Source organism: Hyphobacterium sp. CCMP332, from assembly GCA_014323545.1.
GTDB lineage: Bacteria > Bacteroidota > Bacteroidia > Cytophagales > CCMP332 > CCMP332.
The window spans coordinates 1,460,858-1,479,420 of record CP058647.1 but is presented as its reverse complement, the minus strand read 5'-3'; the positions used below and the strand labels follow the sequence as shown (position 1 = coordinate 1,479,420).

Annotated in this window: 10 protein-coding genes; 8 read left to right on the top strand and 2 right to left on the bottom strand. The window is 38.4% G+C overall.

Annotation, left to right across the window (positions count from 1 at the left end):
* The first annotated feature begins 207 nt into the window (after positions 1-207).
* From HZR84_06500 to HZR84_06465, 8 genes are all read left to right on the top strand, one after another.
* Positions 208-3,294 carry a TonB-dependent receptor gene (locus tag HZR84_06500; GenBank protein QNL21600.1) on the top strand — a complete coding sequence of 1,029 codons (3,087 nt, stop codon included), beginning with the start codon at positions 208-210 and terminating at the stop codon, positions 3,292-3,294.
* An 11-nt stretch (positions 3,295-3,305) separates the two neighbouring features.
* A complete protein-coding gene (locus HZR84_06495) occupies positions 3,306-4,937 on the top strand; it encodes a RagB/SusD family nutrient uptake outer membrane protein (protein ID QNL21599.1) in 1,632 nt (543 codons plus the stop codon).
* A 49-nt stretch (positions 4,938-4,986) separates the two neighbouring features.
* Positions 4,987-6,486 (top strand): PKD domain-containing protein, encoded by a 1,500-nt coding sequence (locus HZR84_06490; protein ID QNL21598.1) that lies wholly within the window; start codon positions 4,987-4,989, stop codon positions 6,484-6,486.
* A gap of 72 nt (positions 6,487-6,558) precedes the next feature.
* On the top strand, positions 6,559-7,767 hold the full coding sequence (locus HZR84_06485) for a family 16 glycosylhydrolase (GenBank protein QNL21597.1): 1,209 nt from the start codon (positions 6,559-6,561) through the stop codon (positions 7,765-7,767).
* Between the two features lie 145 nt (positions 7,768-7,912).
* A complete protein-coding gene (locus HZR84_06480; protein QNL21596.1) occupies positions 7,913-9,475 on the top strand; it encodes a sugar porter family MFS transporter in 1,563 nt (520 codons plus the stop codon).
* Between the two features lie 7 nt (positions 9,476-9,482).
* On the top strand, positions 9,483-10,751 hold the full coding sequence (locus HZR84_06475; protein QNL21595.1) for a glycoside hydrolase family 16 protein: 1,269 nt from the start codon (positions 9,483-9,485) through the stop codon (positions 10,749-10,751).
* A gap of 9 nt (positions 10,752-10,760) precedes the next feature.
* On the top strand, positions 10,761-13,031 hold the full coding sequence (locus tag HZR84_06470) for a glycoside hydrolase family 3 C-terminal domain-containing protein (protein QNL21594.1): 2,271 nt from the start codon (positions 10,761-10,763) through the stop codon (positions 13,029-13,031).
* A gap of 77 nt (positions 13,032-13,108) precedes the next feature.
* The gene (locus HZR84_06465) at positions 13,109-16,564 is read left to right on the top strand and encodes a hypothetical protein (GenBank protein ID QNL21593.1); all 3,456 of its coding nucleotides are present in this window, start codon (positions 13,109-13,111) and stop codon (positions 16,562-16,564) included.
* Here the strand turns inward: HZR84_06465 and HZR84_06460 are convergent.
* Complete coding sequence (locus tag HZR84_06460) at positions 16,561-17,595, bottom strand: 1-acyl-sn-glycerol-3-phosphate acyltransferase (GenBank protein QNL21592.1); 1,035 nt, start codon at positions 17,593-17,595, stop codon at positions 16,561-16,563. The genes HZR84_06465 and HZR84_06460 overlap by 4 nt on opposite strands.
* Entirely contained in the window at positions 17,592-18,509 is a 918-nt protein-coding gene (locus HZR84_06455) for a bile acid:sodium symporter family protein (GenBank protein ID QNL21591.1), read from the bottom strand. The genes HZR84_06460 and HZR84_06455 overlap by 4 nt, the downstream gene beginning before the upstream one ends.
* Between the last annotated feature and the right edge of the window lie 54 nt (positions 18,510-18,563).

The window sequence follows — 18,563 nt, the reverse complement described above, 5'->3', positions numbered from 1 at the left end:
ACATTTCAATATGTTTGGGCAGGAAAAATTGATTACATCTGTTTAAATATGCTAAACAATCATAATAATACATTAATTTCTTAAATATTGATGTATTTATGATGTAGGTGTTTTAGATTATTGATGTATTTATGATGTAGTGTTTCATTTGTATTAGAAAGGCCTAATGGTCATTTTTGACAACGCTTTATACTCAATACGCAAGATATGATGAGAAACTCTACACTAAATTTAGCTTTGTGGATAATTATCCTTTTAATCCCATCAAAGCTTTTAGCCCAAGGAATAGAAATTAAAGGAAACGTCACTTCTGATGATGGCGAAGTGCCTGGTGCAAGTGTCCTTGAAAAAGGAACGGTCAATGGTACCATTACTGATTTTAATGGTGATTATACAATTACTGTTCAGGACTCAAACAGTGTGTTAGTCTTTTCTTTTATAGGGTATAAAACACAGTCTGTTAAGGTAGGAAGCAGAACCACAATTGATATTTATTTAAAAGATGATGCTGTTCAACTTGAGGAAGTTGTAGTAATTGGATATGGTGAACAAAAGAAAAGTGTTTCTACAGGTGCTATATCCAGTGTAGGCAGAGAAGAAATTGAAGGCTTGAACTTTCAAAGAGTTGAGCAAACACTGCAAGGACAGGTTAGTGGAGTTTATATTGCTCCTGCTTCAGGTCAACCGGGTGCGGCACAATCCATAGTCATCAGGGGAGTTGGTACAAATGGGAATAATAATCCATTGTATGTAGTTGATGGTTTGGTTGTAGATGATATCTCAAACCTCAACCCCAATGATGTAGAGTCGGTAGAGGTATTAAAAGATGCAGCATCTACAGCAATTTACGGAGCAAGAGGTGCGAATGGTGTAATTATACTAACAACCAGAAGAGGAGACTCCGACAAAGCCACTTTTGAGTACAATGGTTTTGGTAGTACGGCCAGCCCTTGGAGATTGCCTGAAATGATGGGCTCCGATGATTATGTCAAAGCCATTCGTGAAAAATTTGAAAACTCTAATGCACTTTCAACTTTGGATCCAACATTTCCTGAAATAGGACAGGCACCGAGGAATATTGATTGGATGGAAGAAGTGGTAAGTCCCGCAACAACTATGAATCACAACCTTTCTGTTGGAAGAACGACTGAGAAAAACTCATATTTCTTCAGCTTTGGATATTGGAATCAGGACGGAGTTATTGGTGGTGATAAGTCAAATTTTGAAAGGTATACAGCCAGACTAAATTCCAGTTCTTATGCAAATAAGTATTTGATGTTGGGTCAGAATTTATCTATTCTTCATACTGAAAGACAAACGGTACCCGAAAACAATGCTTTTGGTTCTGTATTGGCCGACGCTTTTAATTACGATCCAATTACACCTATTAATGCTGCTTATAATGACAGCACATATGGATATGCAATTTCACCTTATGTGAGAAAAGAGTACATCAATCCATTTGCAAGAACATTCATTACAAATAACAGAAATAGAACCAATCGACTTCAAGGTAATATTTACGCAGAAGTAAGCCCGGTTGAATGGTTAAAATTTAGATCTGATGTAGGAGCTGATATTTTGTATAGCTATGACAATTCATTTACGCCAACCTATTTCTTCCGTTCGGATTTTCAGAACCCAAACAATACAGCTTTTCAGGGTTATTATTCTGAAAATACCATTCGATGGGAAAACTTTCTGTCATTTTCAAAGAAGATCAAATTTCACTCAATTGATGCGATCCTTGGTATGTCTTACAGAGAAAGAAATGGTGAGTTTGCAGGAGGATCAAGACAGAATATTCCTCAATCACAGCAGTTTAACCCGAACTGGTGGTACATTGATGCCGGTGTAGACACTACAGATCAGAATTACGGTAATGCATTAGTAACTGAAGTACTTCAAAGTTATTTCGGTAGAGTACTCTATAATTTTGATGAGAAATACCTCATTACGGCTTCCCTTAGAAGAGACGGTTCTTCAAAATTCGGACCTAATAACAGATTCGGTTTATTCCCATCATTCTCTGCAGGTTGGGTTATTTCAAAAGAAAATTTCTTCGATTTCCCAACATTTGATTTTGTAAAGTTGAGAGCAAGTTGGGGTGTGAATGGTAATGACAGAATCAACAACCTCGCCTTTACTTCAATTGTGAGTGATGATAGATTCACTTATCAATTTGGAAGGCCAGGCAATGAGGCACAGTATTTTGGAGAAGCACCTGTAGCAATTTCAAACCCGGATATCAAATGGGAAGAAAGTGTCCAGTGGGATATCGGTCTTGAAGTGGATATCCTAAGTGGTAAACTCTCAACAGATATTGATGTTTATTCAAAAACTACAAAAGATTTATTAATGACAGGAGTAGTTCCCGGACTTGTTGGTAATAATGCTCCAATTCTGAATACCGGTGAAATGAGAAATCGCGGAATTGAATTTGCGATAAATTATAACAACAGATGGAACGATATTGGTTTTGCCGCTGGTATGAATTTTACCAGAAACTGGAATGAAGCACTTAAAGTTGCCGGTGAAGGTGAAAACCCCTTTATAGAAGGATATGGATGGCCGGTAAGAAATTTTACAATCACCAGGATGACTCAAGGCCTTCCGGTATCTCACTTTAGAGGATATAAAACCGATGGAATATTTAAATCTCAGAGTGAAGTATTTCAATACATCAACTCCAATGGTGATCTTATTCAACCGGATGCCGAAGCTGGAGATATTAAATTTGTTGATGTAAACGGCGATGGAGAAATCACCGAGGAGGATATAACCGATATAGGAAAACCATGGGCGGATATATTAATGGGATTCAATTTCAGTGTAGATTACAGAGGCTTTGATATTCGAATGTTATGGAACGTGAGCATCGGAAATGATGTTTATAAAGTCTATGAAAGACAGGATATTCCATACAATAATTATCAGGATACCTGGTTAGACCGATGGTCTGAATCAAATCCGGATGGAGAGTATCCAAGACTTGTTCTTAATGATGCTAATGGTAATCAAAGGCCTTCAGACTTTTATGTGGAGGATGCGAGTTTTGCCAGATTGAGAAATCTTCAGATTGGATATAATCTGCCTCAAAAAATTCTTGAGAAAGTCTTAATATCCAAAGCGAGATTTTATATATCCTTTGACAACCTTATTACCATAACAGGTTATAGCGGTTTCGATCCTGAAATTGGATCTAATAACGGCTGGATCCTGGATACAGGTATTGATAAAGGGTTTTATCCTCAGAACAGAGCAATGGGTGCGGGTTTGAATGTGACGTTTTAATTTAATTAACGATGAAGAGAATAATACGATTTAAAATTCTTATGGCATTATCGCTATTGATAATGACGGCTTGTAAGGAGGAGAAACTGGATGTTGAACCGGTGGCCTCTTATTTGGAAGCAAATTATTACAAAAATGAGCAACAGGCATTTAATGCGCTGGTTGCAGCTTATGATCCGTTGCAATGGACCATGCACGGTGGTTTTTGGGTGAGTCCGGTTATGTATGCTGAGATAAGATCAGATAATGCAAATGCTGGAGGAGATGCCACAAATGCCGATCAACCCGGATGGCAGGAGTTTGATGATTTTAACAATAACCCAAACACCAACGAAACGAATTGGATTTGGAGCAGATGCTATACCGGTATTTACAGAGCTAACCTGGTATTGCAAAATATTGAAATTGAATCTCCAACTGTAGCAATTTATAAAGCTGAGGCCAGATTTCTAAGAGCTTATTATCATTTTGATGCATTCAGACATTATGGGCCTTCTCCTATTATTGATCGCATTTTATTGCCCGATGAATACAATCAACCAAGGGCCACTATGAATGAAATGTTTGCGTTTATGGTTGGCGATCTGGAAGCAGCAATAGCTGCCTTACCTCTTACTACTTCTGAATCTTTTAAAGGTAGAGTAACAAAAGGAACTGCTCAGGCATTATTAGGTAAAATTTACTTGTACTGGGCGGATCTGGATAATGATAATACACAGAAATTTGACAAAGCAGCTGATGCACTGAGAGAAGTTGTTAACAGTGGACAGTATCAGTTATTAGATGATTTACGTGACCTATACGCCTATGGTGCTAATAATACAGCAGAAGCAGTTTTCGAAATCCAGCAATCAAATATATCACCATCCAATTGGAACTGGCCGAGCAGCTGGATTGATGGTAACGTATTTGCGCAATTATGTGGCGTAAGAAGTCTTTGTGATGATCATCCGACTTACAATGCAGGCTGGGGATTTATGCTGCCTACACAGGGTTTATACGACCATTTCTTAGCGGATGATACTATCAGAAGAAATGTTTCTATTTTATCACTGGATGAGCTTAATATGGCTGTAGACACAATTTCCGGAAATAGTTGTGGCTCATCGGCTATCGATGATGCAGATCAAAACCCAAGCGATTATACCGGATACTGGCAGGAAAAATATCCTATTTATAAAGAATATACCAATCCGAATGGTGGTGATGCGGTATTGACCATTGATGCCAATGTATTTGTAATCAGATATGCCGATGTGCTTTTAATGTTGGCAGAAGCATTGCACAGAGGTACAGGATCCGACGGTGAAGCACAAATGTTTGTAGACATGGTGAGGGAAAGAGCGGCAGGCCCTGGTGATAATACGGGAAATTTCAGAACTGTTTCGCAATTGATGAACGATCAAGGCTGGACACTACTTGATGCCATTTGGTATGAAAGACGATCAGAATTTGCCTTGGAAGGAGACAGATGGTACGATTTAGTTCGTTCCGGAAGAGCGAGCTCAGATTTGTTTACAGCAGAACCTGAAAAAGCTGCCAATTTTAGCCCGGAAGATATTTGGATTCCCGTTTCTCAGAGAGAAGCAGATGTAACTAATGGTGCTTTAACGCTTTATCCCGGACCTGCATTATTTCCTTAAGAAGAATTTTAAATAAGTATAAACAACCAATAATTATAAATTAAATATTATGAGAGTAAACAGTTTTTTTAAAGTATGGTATCTGATATTAGCAGTGCCATTTTTGATGTTGACATCATGTGGTGATGACGACAGCGGTAGTGGAACACCAAGTGGAGCCACTGTAGCCAGCTTCCAGTCTGAAGTTGATTCAGTTAATTTCCTTTTGGTGAGATTCACTAATTTTTCGCAAAATGCAACTTCATATGCATGGGATTTTGGGGATTCTGAAACTTCAACTGAAGAAAATCCGGAACACCAATATGCAGCAGCTGGCACCTATACAGTTACTTTAACTGCAACAGGTGCAAATGGTACTACATCATCCAAATCAAATGATGTTACCGTGACCGATCCTAACGCGGCTTTGACTTTATTGACTGGTCCTGATACTAAAACATGGAAACTATTTAGAGAAGGTACTTCAATGTCATTGGGAGAAAGCAAGGAAATACCAAATAATTGGTGGCCAGGTTTGGAAAATGATGGAAGCAGGGATTGCCTGTATGAGCAAACCTTTACTTTCCACAGAGATGGAACTTATACTTTTGATGATATGGGTAGTTTCTGGGGTGAGTTCGGTGTTTGGGATCCTGCAGATCCAAATTACGAAACCTGTTTCACTGCTGAAGCAGCGAACATGAGAAACCTGAATGGTGATGATGTAAGTGCTTGGTTAAGCGGAACGCATGCATTTACTTATGATGCCAACTCTTCTGAAGTTACTTTGACTGGTGATGGAGCTTGGATAGGAATTCCGAAATTAGGCCCAACAGGTGAAAGCGTAATTCCATTGAGCAGTACAACCTTTAAAATTGAGGCAATAGGTCAGGCAACCGGTTATGATACCATGGTTATAGGCTTTGACTATGGAACAGGTGGATACTGGAAATTTGTATATGTGAATTATTCTGATCCTTCATTAGAGCCAGATTTGGGTTCCGGTGGCGGAGGCGGAGGTTTTGGAGAAGACCTTCCTGATGAAACACCAACGGCGATGTTCAACACATTTGCTTCTACTGATGCTGCTGATGTACAGGAGTTGGTACCAACGAATTCGGATGTAACCATTAACATCGGTGTAACAGACCCGGATGGTGGTTCTACTGCAGTTGGAGAATATGTGAGAGGAACTGCTCCATTTGCCGACTTAAAATTCCAGTTGGATTACGATGCTCAGTTGGTCAACTTTGACAGTGTAGTTGTGGAAGTTTATTTCCCAAGTACCAATGATTACTCTGGTGATCTTTCTCAGAGAGTAGATATTTTCATTGCAGATGCCAGTGCTACAGAACAATTCTGGACTGACTGGTCATTGTACAGAGATGAGGATACTGGTTCAACGCCACAGGACACTTGGGTAAGATTTGCCTGGGCTTTATCTGATGGTATGTTTGAAGGTGTTGACCCAAAAACAAGAACAGATTATGACCTTATAGGTCTTAAAGTAGGTGGTGAAAATCACGGAATTGATGGCACCTTCTATGTGAGAAATTTCGAGTTTAAATAACCTTGTTTTTATTCATCATGATTAATTGGGAGTCGCTTGCGGCTCCCTTTTATAAATAACACCAATAAGAAATTGAATTTTACTAAACTTTTCCTTCCATTAGTATCCGTCATTTTTCTCTCATGTCAATCTGATGATGAGGGTCAAATCGACAACCTCGCAAATGTTTCAATTGGCGAAATTCCTTCCATTACAGAAACTGATGAAGATCAAACCATTCAAATACCATTTACAATCGACAGAGAGCTGTCGACCACAGCCAGCATTACGGTTTCAGCAGAAGAATACACTGCCTTTCTAGGTGAAGATTACTCTCTGGAAAATCCAAGTGAGATCGTTTTTAACCCGGGTGAAACTCAAAAAAATTTAGATATAAGAATTATCGGCGATAATATAGCCGAAGATTTCGAAGAATTTATTCTGAACATTACAAATGTCTCAGGTTTAAATGTAAGCCTTGGCACAGCCAACGTGGTCATCAAAGACGATGACGAAGAAGTCAACAATGACACCTTAATCATTCCGGGAACGGGATATACCACGCCATTAACATACCCGGGAATGTCGCTTATCTGGCAAGATGAATTTAACGATGGCAGCCTGAACAGCAATTACTGGACCCATGAAACCGGAAGAGGAGAATGGGGCTGGGGAAATAATGAATTACAATATTACCGAAGTCAAAACACTTATTTCGAAGATGGAAACTTAATAATAGAGGCGCGCAAGGAAAATATTTCCTTTGGTGGCACACCCTATACCTCTTCACGAATGATAACCAAAGGGAAATTTGAATTTCAATACGGTCGTGTGGACATAAGAGCCGCACTTCCAGAAGGCCAGGGAATTTGGCCTGCCTTGTGGATGCTCGGTGACAATATTGATCAGGTTAGCTGGCCGGGATGCGGCGAAATTGATATTATGGAGTTAGTAGGTGGCGGTATAAAGGATTCCGAGGTTCATGGAACTGCACATTGGAAAAATTCTTCAAATACACATTCTTTTCTGGGTGGTGACTATCGGCTATCGAACGGAAAATTTATTGATGAATTTCATGTATTTAGTATAGAATGGGAACCGGGATTTATCAAATGGTATGTGGATGATGAGCCTTATTTTACTTTCAGTACTTCATCATCGGACAGAACAGAATTTCAAAATGAATTCTTCTTTATTTTCAACGTAGCAGTAGGTGGAAACTGGCCTGGTAATCCGGATGCCAGTACTGTTTTTCCTCAAAGGATGATAGTTGATTATATAAGGGTATTTCAATATGATTAATAAAGTATGGAGGTATTTCCTCTTTTAGCATTACAAATAATTATAAATCTGCTGAGCCTGGATTTTTCCAAATTTCATAGTTGAGACCTGATACAAGTCTTGCATTTGGAAATATTCCATACTGAGAGGGTTTTTTGAAAAGAAAATGGGGAAAAAGAAATTTATTGTCCTTACAGCGCTAATCGTAGCCTTAGGAGGGTTTTTAATGGGTTTTGATGCATCTGTTATCTCGGGTGTAAATAAATTTGTTGAACTGGAGTTTAGCCTTACAAAACTTCAATTAGGTTGGGCGGTAAGCTCTTTAACACTCTCGGCCACACTTGCCATGTTGATGTCCGGGCCTCTAAGTGACAGATACGGCCGGAAGAATATTTTAACTATTGCTGCCATTCTTTATTTTGTTTCTGCCATTGGTTCTGCCATAGCACCGAGCTTTATCTTTTTGGTTATTGCAAGAATGATTGGAGGCTTGGGCGTTGGAGCATCCTTGATTATTGCACCAATGTACATCGCTGAAATTTCACCACCCGACATGCGTGGAAGAATGGTTTCATTTAATCAGCTCAATATTGTACTTGGAATCTCTGTGGCTTTTTTTACCAATTATTTAATTCTTCAATTGGGAGAATCTGATGCTAACTGGGCCATTGCTTTGAAATTTGATGCATATAATTGGAGATGGATGCTAGGTCTGGAAGCCCTTCCTGCGATTTTGTATTTTTTTGGATTATTTCTTGTGCCAAGCAGCCCGCGTTGGTTGGCAATGAAAGGCAGATACGAAGAGGCTTATGAAATAATGGTAAGGGCTACCTCTGAAGATGAAGCAAAAGAAATCATCGAATCCGTAAAGGCCAGCATTGAAGCCGAGAAAAAGTCCAAGCCTAAAACAGCTCCCATAAAAGATCTTTTGAAACCATCGTTAAGACTTGTTTTGACCATTGGCTTGGTCATCGGGGTCCTGCAACAAATTACCGGGATCAACTCTGTATTCTTCTATGCGCCTATGATCTTTGAGCAATCGGGAATAGGAACGGATGCTTCTTTTAGCCAGGCAATTTTAGTCGGTTTGATCAATCTGATATTTACGGTGCTTGCAATCCTGATGATCGACAAATTGGGAAGGAAACCATTATTGATTTTAGGAACCACCGGTATTGCCATTTGTATGTTTTTATTAGCCTATGGATTTAATAATGCATCCTATACTTTAACGGAAGCATCTATTAAATCGCTTCCTGAACAAGTGGATAAAGTTAAATTGGCTCCAATTATTGGAAGGACCTATGAAAACGACCTCAGCTTTAAAGAAGCTATTAGAAATACTTTGGGAGAATCTGTAGCACAGACCTATGAATCTGAATTGATTACCTCAGCAGTGACCATGAATGCCTATTTGATCCTGTTTGGAATACTAGGCTTTGTGGCTTCCTTTGCGATTTCCATAGGGCCGGTCATGTGGGTTCTTTTTTCTGAGCTGTTTCCAAATTATATACGCGGATTGGCAATTTCCTTTGTTGGCTTGATCAATTCAGGCGTAAGTTTTGGAGTTCAGCTTGTATTCCCATGGGAGCTAGCGAATTTAGGCAGCTCACTGACATTTTTGATTTATGGCCTTTTTTCTGCAGCCGGATTAATATTTATCCTTTTGGTGGTTCCGGAAACAAAAGGCAAATCACTGGAAGAATTAGAATCTCAATTAGTAAAATAAATTAAAGATGAAAAGAATTTTATATGCCATCGCATTTGGATCCTTAATAATGCTTGTTTCCTGTTCAGAAACTGATACTGAGCAAGTTGAAAATGAATCGGCCGATGCTAATAAGGTAATTTTCGAAGTAGAAAACTTTATTGCCAAATCAGAAAATATTACAAAAAATGAAAACTCTGTAGATTTTTCAAAGGTTGGCAGCAATATAGATTTTGAAATAGATATACCTACCGCCGGACGTTATAAAGTCAGTATTTATGCAAAATCAAATGCTGAGAAATCCATTCTTTGGATAGAGGATTATATTGGAAATAAGGATGACAGAACCTATAACATAACCGGGAACCTGGCTTTCGCAAATAATGGAACGGAAGACTTTGTAGAAATGTCAATTGATGGCAGCCCATTAAATAAGGGCATTCACCCCATGAGTTTGCATTTAACTGAAGGAAACGTTTCAGTCGATAAAATTGAATTTGAGCTTATTAGAAAACACCAGAGAACACCACGTGTAATGGAGCAAAATATGGAAGGTGACTCGCTGGAATTAGTCTGGTCAGATGAATTTGAGGGTACTGGTGAGCCCGATACCAGCAAATGGACTTATGATGTAGGAAATTGGGGATGGGGCAATAATGAATTGCAATATTATACCGTTAAAAAAACTGAAAATGCCAGATTGGAAAATGGCAATTTGATCATTGAAGCCAGAAAAGATGATATGGGTTATCCCTGGACTTCTGCAAGATTAACCACAAGGGGAAAAGTGACATTTTTATACGGACGAATGGAATTCAGGGCAAAAGTCCCTCCTTATAGGGGTAATTGGGCCGCCGGCTGGACCTTAGGCGATGAATATGTTGATGAAAAATCATGGCCGTATTGCGGGGAGATAGACATACTTGAAAGTGTTGGCTATGAAATGGATGATAATACCGGCAAAGGGCAAGCGCATGCTTCTATTCATTGTCGCGCCTATTATTTCAAAATTGGAAATCAGAAAACGGGTATTGTAGATGTAGATAGCATGTATCAGAATTATCATATATACGCTATCGACTGGAGCCCTGAAGGAATTGTAGCAAGCGTAGACGGCAGAGAATATCTTAAATACGAAGATACCAGTTCGCCCTTATCATGGCCTTTCGATAAACCACAAAATATTATTTTAAACCTCGCCATTGGCGGAGGATGGGGAGGCCAACAAGGCATTGATGAAACTGTTTCTTCTCAAAAAATGATATTGGATTATGTAAGAGTTTATGGTAAGAAATAAGCTCAGCCAATGAAAACGAGTTTCATTTGTATAGTCAGCGCATATGTCATTCTGTTTTTAATCTCATGTAAGCAGAATGATGTCATTGATACAGAGGAAGCCTTTATAGATTCTCTTGTCAACCAAATGACATTGGAAGAGAAGGCAGGTCAAATGTGCAATATCAGTTTGATGGCCTTGGCTCGCGGTGAATTCTGGATGCATCGCGATACCATTGAACTCGATGCGGAAAAAATGGCCGAGCTAATAATCAACAAACATGTAGGTTCGGTACAGAATCTGGGAAGCTATCCTATGGAAATGCGCGAATGGAGAAAAATAATTTCTATTCTGCACGAATACAATCAAAAGAATTCAAGATTGGTAATTCCAATAATTTATGGCATTGATGCCGTTCATGGCGCTAATTACACGGCTAAATCAACGATATTTCCACATCAGCTCGGATTGGCGGCAACCTGGAATACCGAATTAGCAAAGAAAACCGGTTCTGTAACTTCTTATGAAATTAAGGCTTCTGGAATTCCCTGGAATTATGCACCGGTTCTCGATGTAAGCAAACAACCCTTATGGGGAAGAATATTTGAAAGTTTCGGAGAAGATACCTATCTCAGCACTGAAATGGGCCTGGCATATATCAAGGGTGCACAAGGTGATGATATTTCTGATTTTGATAAATCAGCGGTTTGCCTAAAGCATTTCATTGGCTACGGAATGCCATATAACGGAAAAGACAGATCCCCGACCTATTTACCCGAAAGAATAGTGCGACAGTATTATTTGCCACCATTTCAGAAAGCCGTAGAAAATGGTGCACTGACAGTCATGTTAAATTCCGGAACCTTAAATGGAGTACCTTCTCACGCAGACAAGTATTGGATCACCGATGTACTTAAGGGAGAGCTGGGTTTTGAGGGATTTACAATTTCCGATTGGGATGATATAACAAATCTCTACAAAATGCATCGGGTGGCTAACAATGAAAAAGAAGCAATCAAAATAGCCGTAAATGCCGGAATGGACATGTGTATGGAACCTTATGATGCTAGCTTCTCAGATTACCTGGTGGAACTTGTAAAAGAGGGTGAAGTGAGCATGAGTCGTGTCAATGACGCTGTGCGAAGAATTTTAAGAGTTAAAAAAAGAATGGGTCTCTTTGATAAAACACTGGAACCTGAGGAACTTTTTGAAGATTTTGGTTCTGAAAAATTTGCTCAAGAAGCCTATAAGGGAGCCGTTGAAAGTATAACACTATTAAAGAATGAATCATCGCTGCTTCCTATTGACAAAGAGAAAAAGGTTTTTTTATGCGGAGTAGCTGCCAATTCTATCAATTACTTAAACGGGGCATGGACAAGAACCTGGAGTGGCACAGACACGGCCTATAATGATTTGGAAAAGATGACCGTTTTAGAAGCCATGCGTCAAATTGCAGGTCATGATAAGGTAACTTTTATGCAGGGGACTACTTATAATGAAGATATTAATTCATCGCAATTGCTGTCCGCGGCGCGGAATGCAGATGTCATTATTGCCTGCCTGGGCGAAATACCGGCTACCGAAAAACCAAGCGACATTACAGATTTGAAAATGCCTGAAGTTCAACTCGAGATGATAAGAAAATTAAAGAAAACAGGAAAACCGATCGTTCTGGTTTTGGTTGAAGCACGCCCAAGAGTAATTAGTGATATTGAAGCTCTGGCAGATGCAGTACTAATGGCCTATTTGCCGGGCAATGAAGGTGGAAGAGCAATTGCTGGAATCCTGTACGGAGAAGAAAACCCTAGTGGCAGGCTGCCGATCACATATCCAAAATATACCGCATCCATATGGGCTTATGACCATCTTAAATCGGATGAAAAAGACGCTGGTTTTGGATTCAATGGATTTGACCCACAGTATGAATTTGGACATGGCTTGAGTTATACTGAATTTAAATATGAAAATTTTAAAATCAATTCTGACACATTCAATGTGGATGATACGATTAGAGTTAATGTTAAAATCAGCAATACCGGTTTAAGAGATGGTAAAGAGGTTGTTCAATTGTATTCAAGTGATTTGGTAGCAAGTATTTCACCGGCTGTCAAACAACTTCGGCGGTTTCAGAAAATTTATTTGGAAGCCGGTGAGTCCTTGACCTGTACATTTGAATTGCCCGTCAGGGAATTGGCATTTGTCAATATGAACAATAAACTGGTTCTTGAAAAAGGTATATTTGAATTAAAAATCGACAGCTTGACAAATCAATTTTATTTAAACTCAGGCCTTAGATTTTGATTCCAAATGGATTCATTTATAATCCTTTGAAATACACATTGTTTGAAATATAAATACTGAGGTAAATCGCAATTTAAATGTCTCAATCATTGTTTGTCGCAAATAGTCCTATCCTTAAAGACGAAGGCAGATCGGTCAATAGTGAATACGTTGAATTAGGTGGAGAAGCCTTTTATAAAATCTCCAATTACGACCAAATGTCTCCATTCTTTATGACTGTTGTTAGTCATTCAGACCATTGGTTGTTTATTTCAAGCACAGGAGGAATAACTGCTGGAAGAAAAAACGAAAACTCCTCACTTTTTCCCTATTATACCGATGATAAAATTTCCGACTCATTTGAAACTACTGGTTCGAAAAGTATTTTCAGAGTTAAAATTGCAGACAAAACGTATTTGTGGGAGCCTTTTTCCAAACGATATCAAAATCTTTATAAGGTAAAACGAAACCTTCTTAAAAGCATTTCGGGAAATAAAATTGTTTTTGAAGAGATTAATGAGGACCTAAGGTTAAAATTCCAATATTCATGGCAATTTTCAGATAAGTACGGCTTCGTTAAGAAATCCTCAATTGAAAATTTTGGGAACGATACTGTTGAAGTCAATTTTCTTGACGGATTGCAAAATTTGATGCCCTATGGCGTAGAATTTGGTCTTCAAAATGAAAGGAGCAATCTCGTCAAAGCTTATAAAAAAAATGAACTTATAGAACAAACCGGGCTTGCATTGATATTGTTGAGCGCAATAATTGTTGACAGGGCAGAACCAAGTGAAGCATTAAAGGCCACTACCGTTTGGTCTTCGGGAATTGATCCGGAACACTATCTTTTATCGGGCAAACAATTGGATGCTTTCCGTCGGGGCGAAAATTTGAAGACCGAATCAAATGTCAAAGCCGAAGCAGGTGCTTACTTTGTCAATAAAAAAGTCAATCTTAAAAAAGAAGAAATTGTATCATGGCAATTTATTGCTGAATTGAATCAGGATAGCACCAATGTGAATGATCTCAATTACGATTTGAGATCGAAAAAGCATGAGATTTTAGAGGAGCTTGAAAGTGACATTGTAAAAGGAACTGAATATCTCCGGAAACTCGTAGCTGCAGCCGATGGTATTCAAATGACTAATGACAAACTATTGGATGGCAGGCATTATACCAATGTGCTATTCAATATAATGCGAGGTGGTATTTTCGATGATGGCTATTTGGTGAACAGTGATGATTTTAAGTCCTATTTCTCAGTAGTAAACAAACAGCTATTTAAAAGGCAGACCTCATTTTTAGAAAAGCTACCCGATAAAATTCATTATTCTGAACTTCTGGAAGCATCGAAAAAGACCGGCGATTTGGAAGTCGAAAGAATGGTCTTCGATTATCTGCCGCTTACTTTTAGCCGCAGACACGGCGATCCAAGCAGGCCCTGGAATAAATTTTCGATAGAAACCAGAAAAGAAGACGGATCAAAAAACCTAAACTATCAGGGCAATTGGCGTGATATTTTTCAAAATTGGGAAGCATTGGCGGTTTCTTTTCCGGGCTATATCAATTCCATGATCTCCAAATTTCTCAATGCCTCAACCATGGACGGCTATAATCCTTACCGCATAACGCGTGAAGGCATAGATTGGGAGGTGATTGAACCCAATGATCCCTGGTCTTATATTGGATACTGGGGCGATCATCAAATTATTTATTTGTTAAAACTGTTGGAAATTTCTTTTCGGCATTCTAAATCGGAATTAGAGGAATTGCTTGATAAACAAATGTTTGTCTATGCTAACGTACCCTATTTAATAAAATCTTACAATGACATCGTCAGAAATCCCAAAGACACCATTGTTTTTGATGATGAAAAAGAAGCCTTGATAGAAGAAAAAGTTGAAAAAATTGGCGCCGATGGCAAAATGGTTTTTGGTTCTAACAATGAACTCATAAAGGCCAATTTGGCCGAAAAAATACTGCTTACATTTCTGACAAAAATGTCAAATTTTATACCTGAAGGTGGTATTTGGCTTAATACTCAAAGACCGGAATGGAACGACGCAAACAATGCACTCGTTGGGAATGGCGTTTCCATGGTTACACTTTATTATATGAGGCGCTATGCTAAGTTTTGTATTGACTTATTCGAAAACACAGCTTCTGAAAACATTAAATTACACGAACCTATAGCTGAGTTCCTCAGAGGAATATATAGTATACTAAACCAAAACAAAGATTTATTAAAAGCTTCGATTACAGATCAAGACAGAAGGCAAATTATAGATCTTTTGGGTAATGCCGGTGAACAATACAGACAAAATGCCTATTCTGCATTTGGCGGAACAGGAATTAGTAAGGTGAAAAAAGAAGCATTGCTTGATTTCTTTAAAATCTCTGTAGAGTACATCGATCATAGCATTGCATCCAACAAAAGAAAGGACGGACTTTATCATTCTTATAACCTTCTTGATTTAAGCGGAAATAAGGCCTCAATTTCCCATTTATACGAAATGTTGGAAGGTCAGGTGGGAATATTAACTTCCGGATTTCTAAAATCAACTGAGGTCATCCAATTGTTGGATCACCTGGAAAAAAGCCAATTATTCAGAGAAGATCAAAACAGCTATTTACTTTATCCAAACCGGGAATTGCCCGGTTTTTTAGAGAAGAATAATATTCCGGATTCATTTATTAGATCCTCCGAACTTGCTCAATTGCTAATCAAAAATGATGATCGAAGTATTCTGACTTGTGATAAAAATGGGATTTGCCATTTTAACGGAAATTTCACAAATGCCATGGCATTGAAAGATGGTCTCGAAAAACTGGAAAACAAAGGATATGATGAACTACTAAAAAAGGATCTCGACGCCTTTCTGGACATCTATGAGGACTTGTTCAATCACAAAGCATTTACAGGCCGATCGGGAACATTTTTTGGCTATGAGGGCCTTGGAAGCATATACTGGCATATGGTTTCAAAATTATTATTGGCCATTCAGGAAAATTTGGATCATGCAAATTCAACAAAAGAGCCTTCGAAATTTAATAAGCTTAAAAAGCATTATTACAAAGTTCGGGAGGGCATAGGTCTGCATAAATCGCCTTCGCTTTACGGTGCTTTTCCCACCGATGCCTATTCACACACACCACTAAATAAAGGAGCTCAACAACCGGGTATGACCGGGCAGGTAAAAGAAGATATTCTCAATCGATGGGCAGAACTCGGGCTAAAAGTAAATAGTTCCAGGGTCAGATTTGAACCGGAGTTTTTAGATGAGAATGAGTTTCTGGATCATTCCGCATTGTATGAATATTTCAATGTAAAAGGGGAGATGTCAACCATCAATCTCAATGCAGGAGAATTGGTATTTACTTATTGTCAGGTGCCTGTGATATACAGCAAATCCTCTGAAAAAGATTTCATTCAATTAATCAGAGCCAATAAGGAAGAAAAAATTGATGGTCTTGAATTAAATGAATCGATCTCTGCAGAACTATTCAACCGAAGCAATCAAATAACTCAAATCAGAGTTCATTTTAAGGATTAAGCCCGATTATTAATTAATAGAGGGAGAATTAGTCCAATAAGGAAATAGACAAGCGATATCGACATTTCCATAAAAATAATTTGGACAAGAAAGGATTGCAGAAATAGAAAAACCGGGAACACAAAAATACCAATCGAAAATTTTATTGAAGCCAGCATCACTGGATCTTTGATCCTGGAGGCAATAATTTTCCATAACTGAAGTGGTAATAAATAATAGAAACGGAAGAAATAGTATAAAAATGAACCTTGCTTTTCCTTTTCAACAGAAGAAGTACCATCTGTAGAACTTAAGTTCTCCATTAAATCCCTGCATGCCAGCAAGTTTGAAAAGTCGGGATTCATCTTTATTAGCTGAGAAAATTTAATATCGTATTCGTCTTCCGGAATGTGAACGATTAGTTTTTCCATTTGAGCGCTAATTGCATTTCTTAATTTTAAAGAGGCATTGTGATCATCTGAATTGGTATAAAAAGGTTGGACATCAATGGCTTTGCCAAAATGAATTGATACCCTTGTTCGGAATTCCCGATGATTGTGATAATTTATTCCCACAGGAATTATTTTGAGATCCAAATCTGGCTGTTCAGTCAATGTGCCAAAAGCAATTCTTGTAAAGCCTTTGCTCAAGGGGCGTAAGCGTCTTTCAAAGCCATGATTACCTTCCGGGAATATCAGAAGTGCTTTTTTGCTCGCGAGAATATTATGGCAAGCCTTAAATATTTCTTCGTTATTGTTCAATGTATTCCACCCGTCGCGTATTCTGTAAATAGGCATCATATTTATCAGCGACATGAGCCATTTAAAAAAGGGCTTTTTGAAAACTTCAGCCCTAGCCAGAAAATGAGTGATTCTTTCATTTTTACCAACAATTACCAGGGCATCCAGAAAGGCATTTTGATGATTAGCTGTAAAAATAATTGCACCCTTTTTAGGAATATTTTCAGTCCCATAAACTTTATATGAGCTAAAATAAAATCGAAGCCCCAATTGTACATAGGCCCTTAATATATAATAGAGTATTCCTTTCATGTAGCTGCGCCGGCCATTATTTTAGTTCTGGACCAAACATAGCCAATTATTAATCCTGAAATAATATGCCATATGCCCCACCAGGCTGCAATAATGGCCATACCACCTAATCCGTCAAAAAATGAAAAAATAATAATCAGGCCAAGTCCGGAATTCTGGATTCCGGTTTCAATGGTTAGCGTCTTGCGATCTTCGGATGATAAAGAAAAAATGCTGGCAACGGAATAACCTGTAAAGAGGGCGATGGCATTGTGTATTAAAACAAGCCAAACGACATATTGGAAATAGTCAAGGAAGATGTCGAAATTATTGGCAAATGCAATTACAACAAAGAGTATAAATATCAACATCGAAAGGGGTTTTAATATCTTTTGCATCTTCTCTGCAATATGTGGAAAATGTGCATTGGTAAGCATTCCCAGGATGAGTGGAATTCCCAAAATCAGTGCAATGGTTTTTAGTAATTCAAAAGGGTTAAGACTGATTTCTGTCAGAAGAAATTTTGTTGGTGCGTAAAAAGAAGCCCAAAAGGAGAGATTAAAAGGAGTCATTATAAAGGCCAATAAGGTAGAAAATGCAGTAAGAGTAACCGATAAAGCGGCATTTCCCTTAGCTAAATGGGTCATGAAATTTGAAATATTGCCACCGGGGCAGGCCGCAACCAGAATCATTCCCAGAGCTATACTTGGAATGGGTTCTATCAGATAAACAAGTATAAAAGTAATTGCGGGAAGCGCTATAAATTGTGAAAATATTCCGAGCAAAGCAGATTTTGGAATGCTCGCAATGCGTTTGAAATCTGATATTTTTAAATCCAGGGCAACGCCATACATAATGATGGCCAGACAAATATTTAATGCGAGAAGAGAATCGTTGTTGAAATGAAGATTTACGCTGTCAATTTGCTTTTCCATTCGGAAATAAAAAAGCAATATATCTATTCAAAGCCTATAAGCCAATTTTTTAAC

Coding starts and splice junctions, on each gene's coding strand:
- HZR84_06465 (QNL21593.1), top strand. CDS start 13,109: ATGTCTCAATCATTGTTTGTCGCAAATAGTCCTATCCTTAAAGACGAA.
- HZR84_06495 (QNL21599.1), top strand. CDS start 3,306: ATGAAGAGAATAATACGATTTAAAATTCTTATGGCATTATCGCTATTG.
- HZR84_06475 (QNL21595.1), top strand. CDS start 9,483: ATGAAAAGAATTTTATATGCCATCGCATTTGGATCCTTAATAATGCTT.
- HZR84_06470 (QNL21594.1), top strand. CDS start 10,761: ATGAAAACGAGTTTCATTTGTATAGTCAGCGCATATGTCATTCTGTTT.
- HZR84_06460 (QNL21592.1), bottom strand. CDS start 17,595: ATGAAAGGAATACTCTATTATATATTAAGGGCCTATGTACAATTGGGG.
- HZR84_06490 (QNL21598.1), top strand. CDS start 4,987: ATGAGAGTAAACAGTTTTTTTAAAGTATGGTATCTGATATTAGCAGTG.
- HZR84_06455 (QNL21591.1), bottom strand. CDS start 18,509: ATGGAAAAGCAAATTGACAGCGTAAATCTTCATTTCAACAACGATTCT.
- HZR84_06480 (QNL21596.1), top strand. CDS start 7,913: ATGGGGAAAAAGAAATTTATTGTCCTTACAGCGCTAATCGTAGCCTTA.
- HZR84_06500 (QNL21600.1), top strand. CDS start 208: ATGATGAGAAACTCTACACTAAATTTAGCTTTGTGGATAATTATCCTT.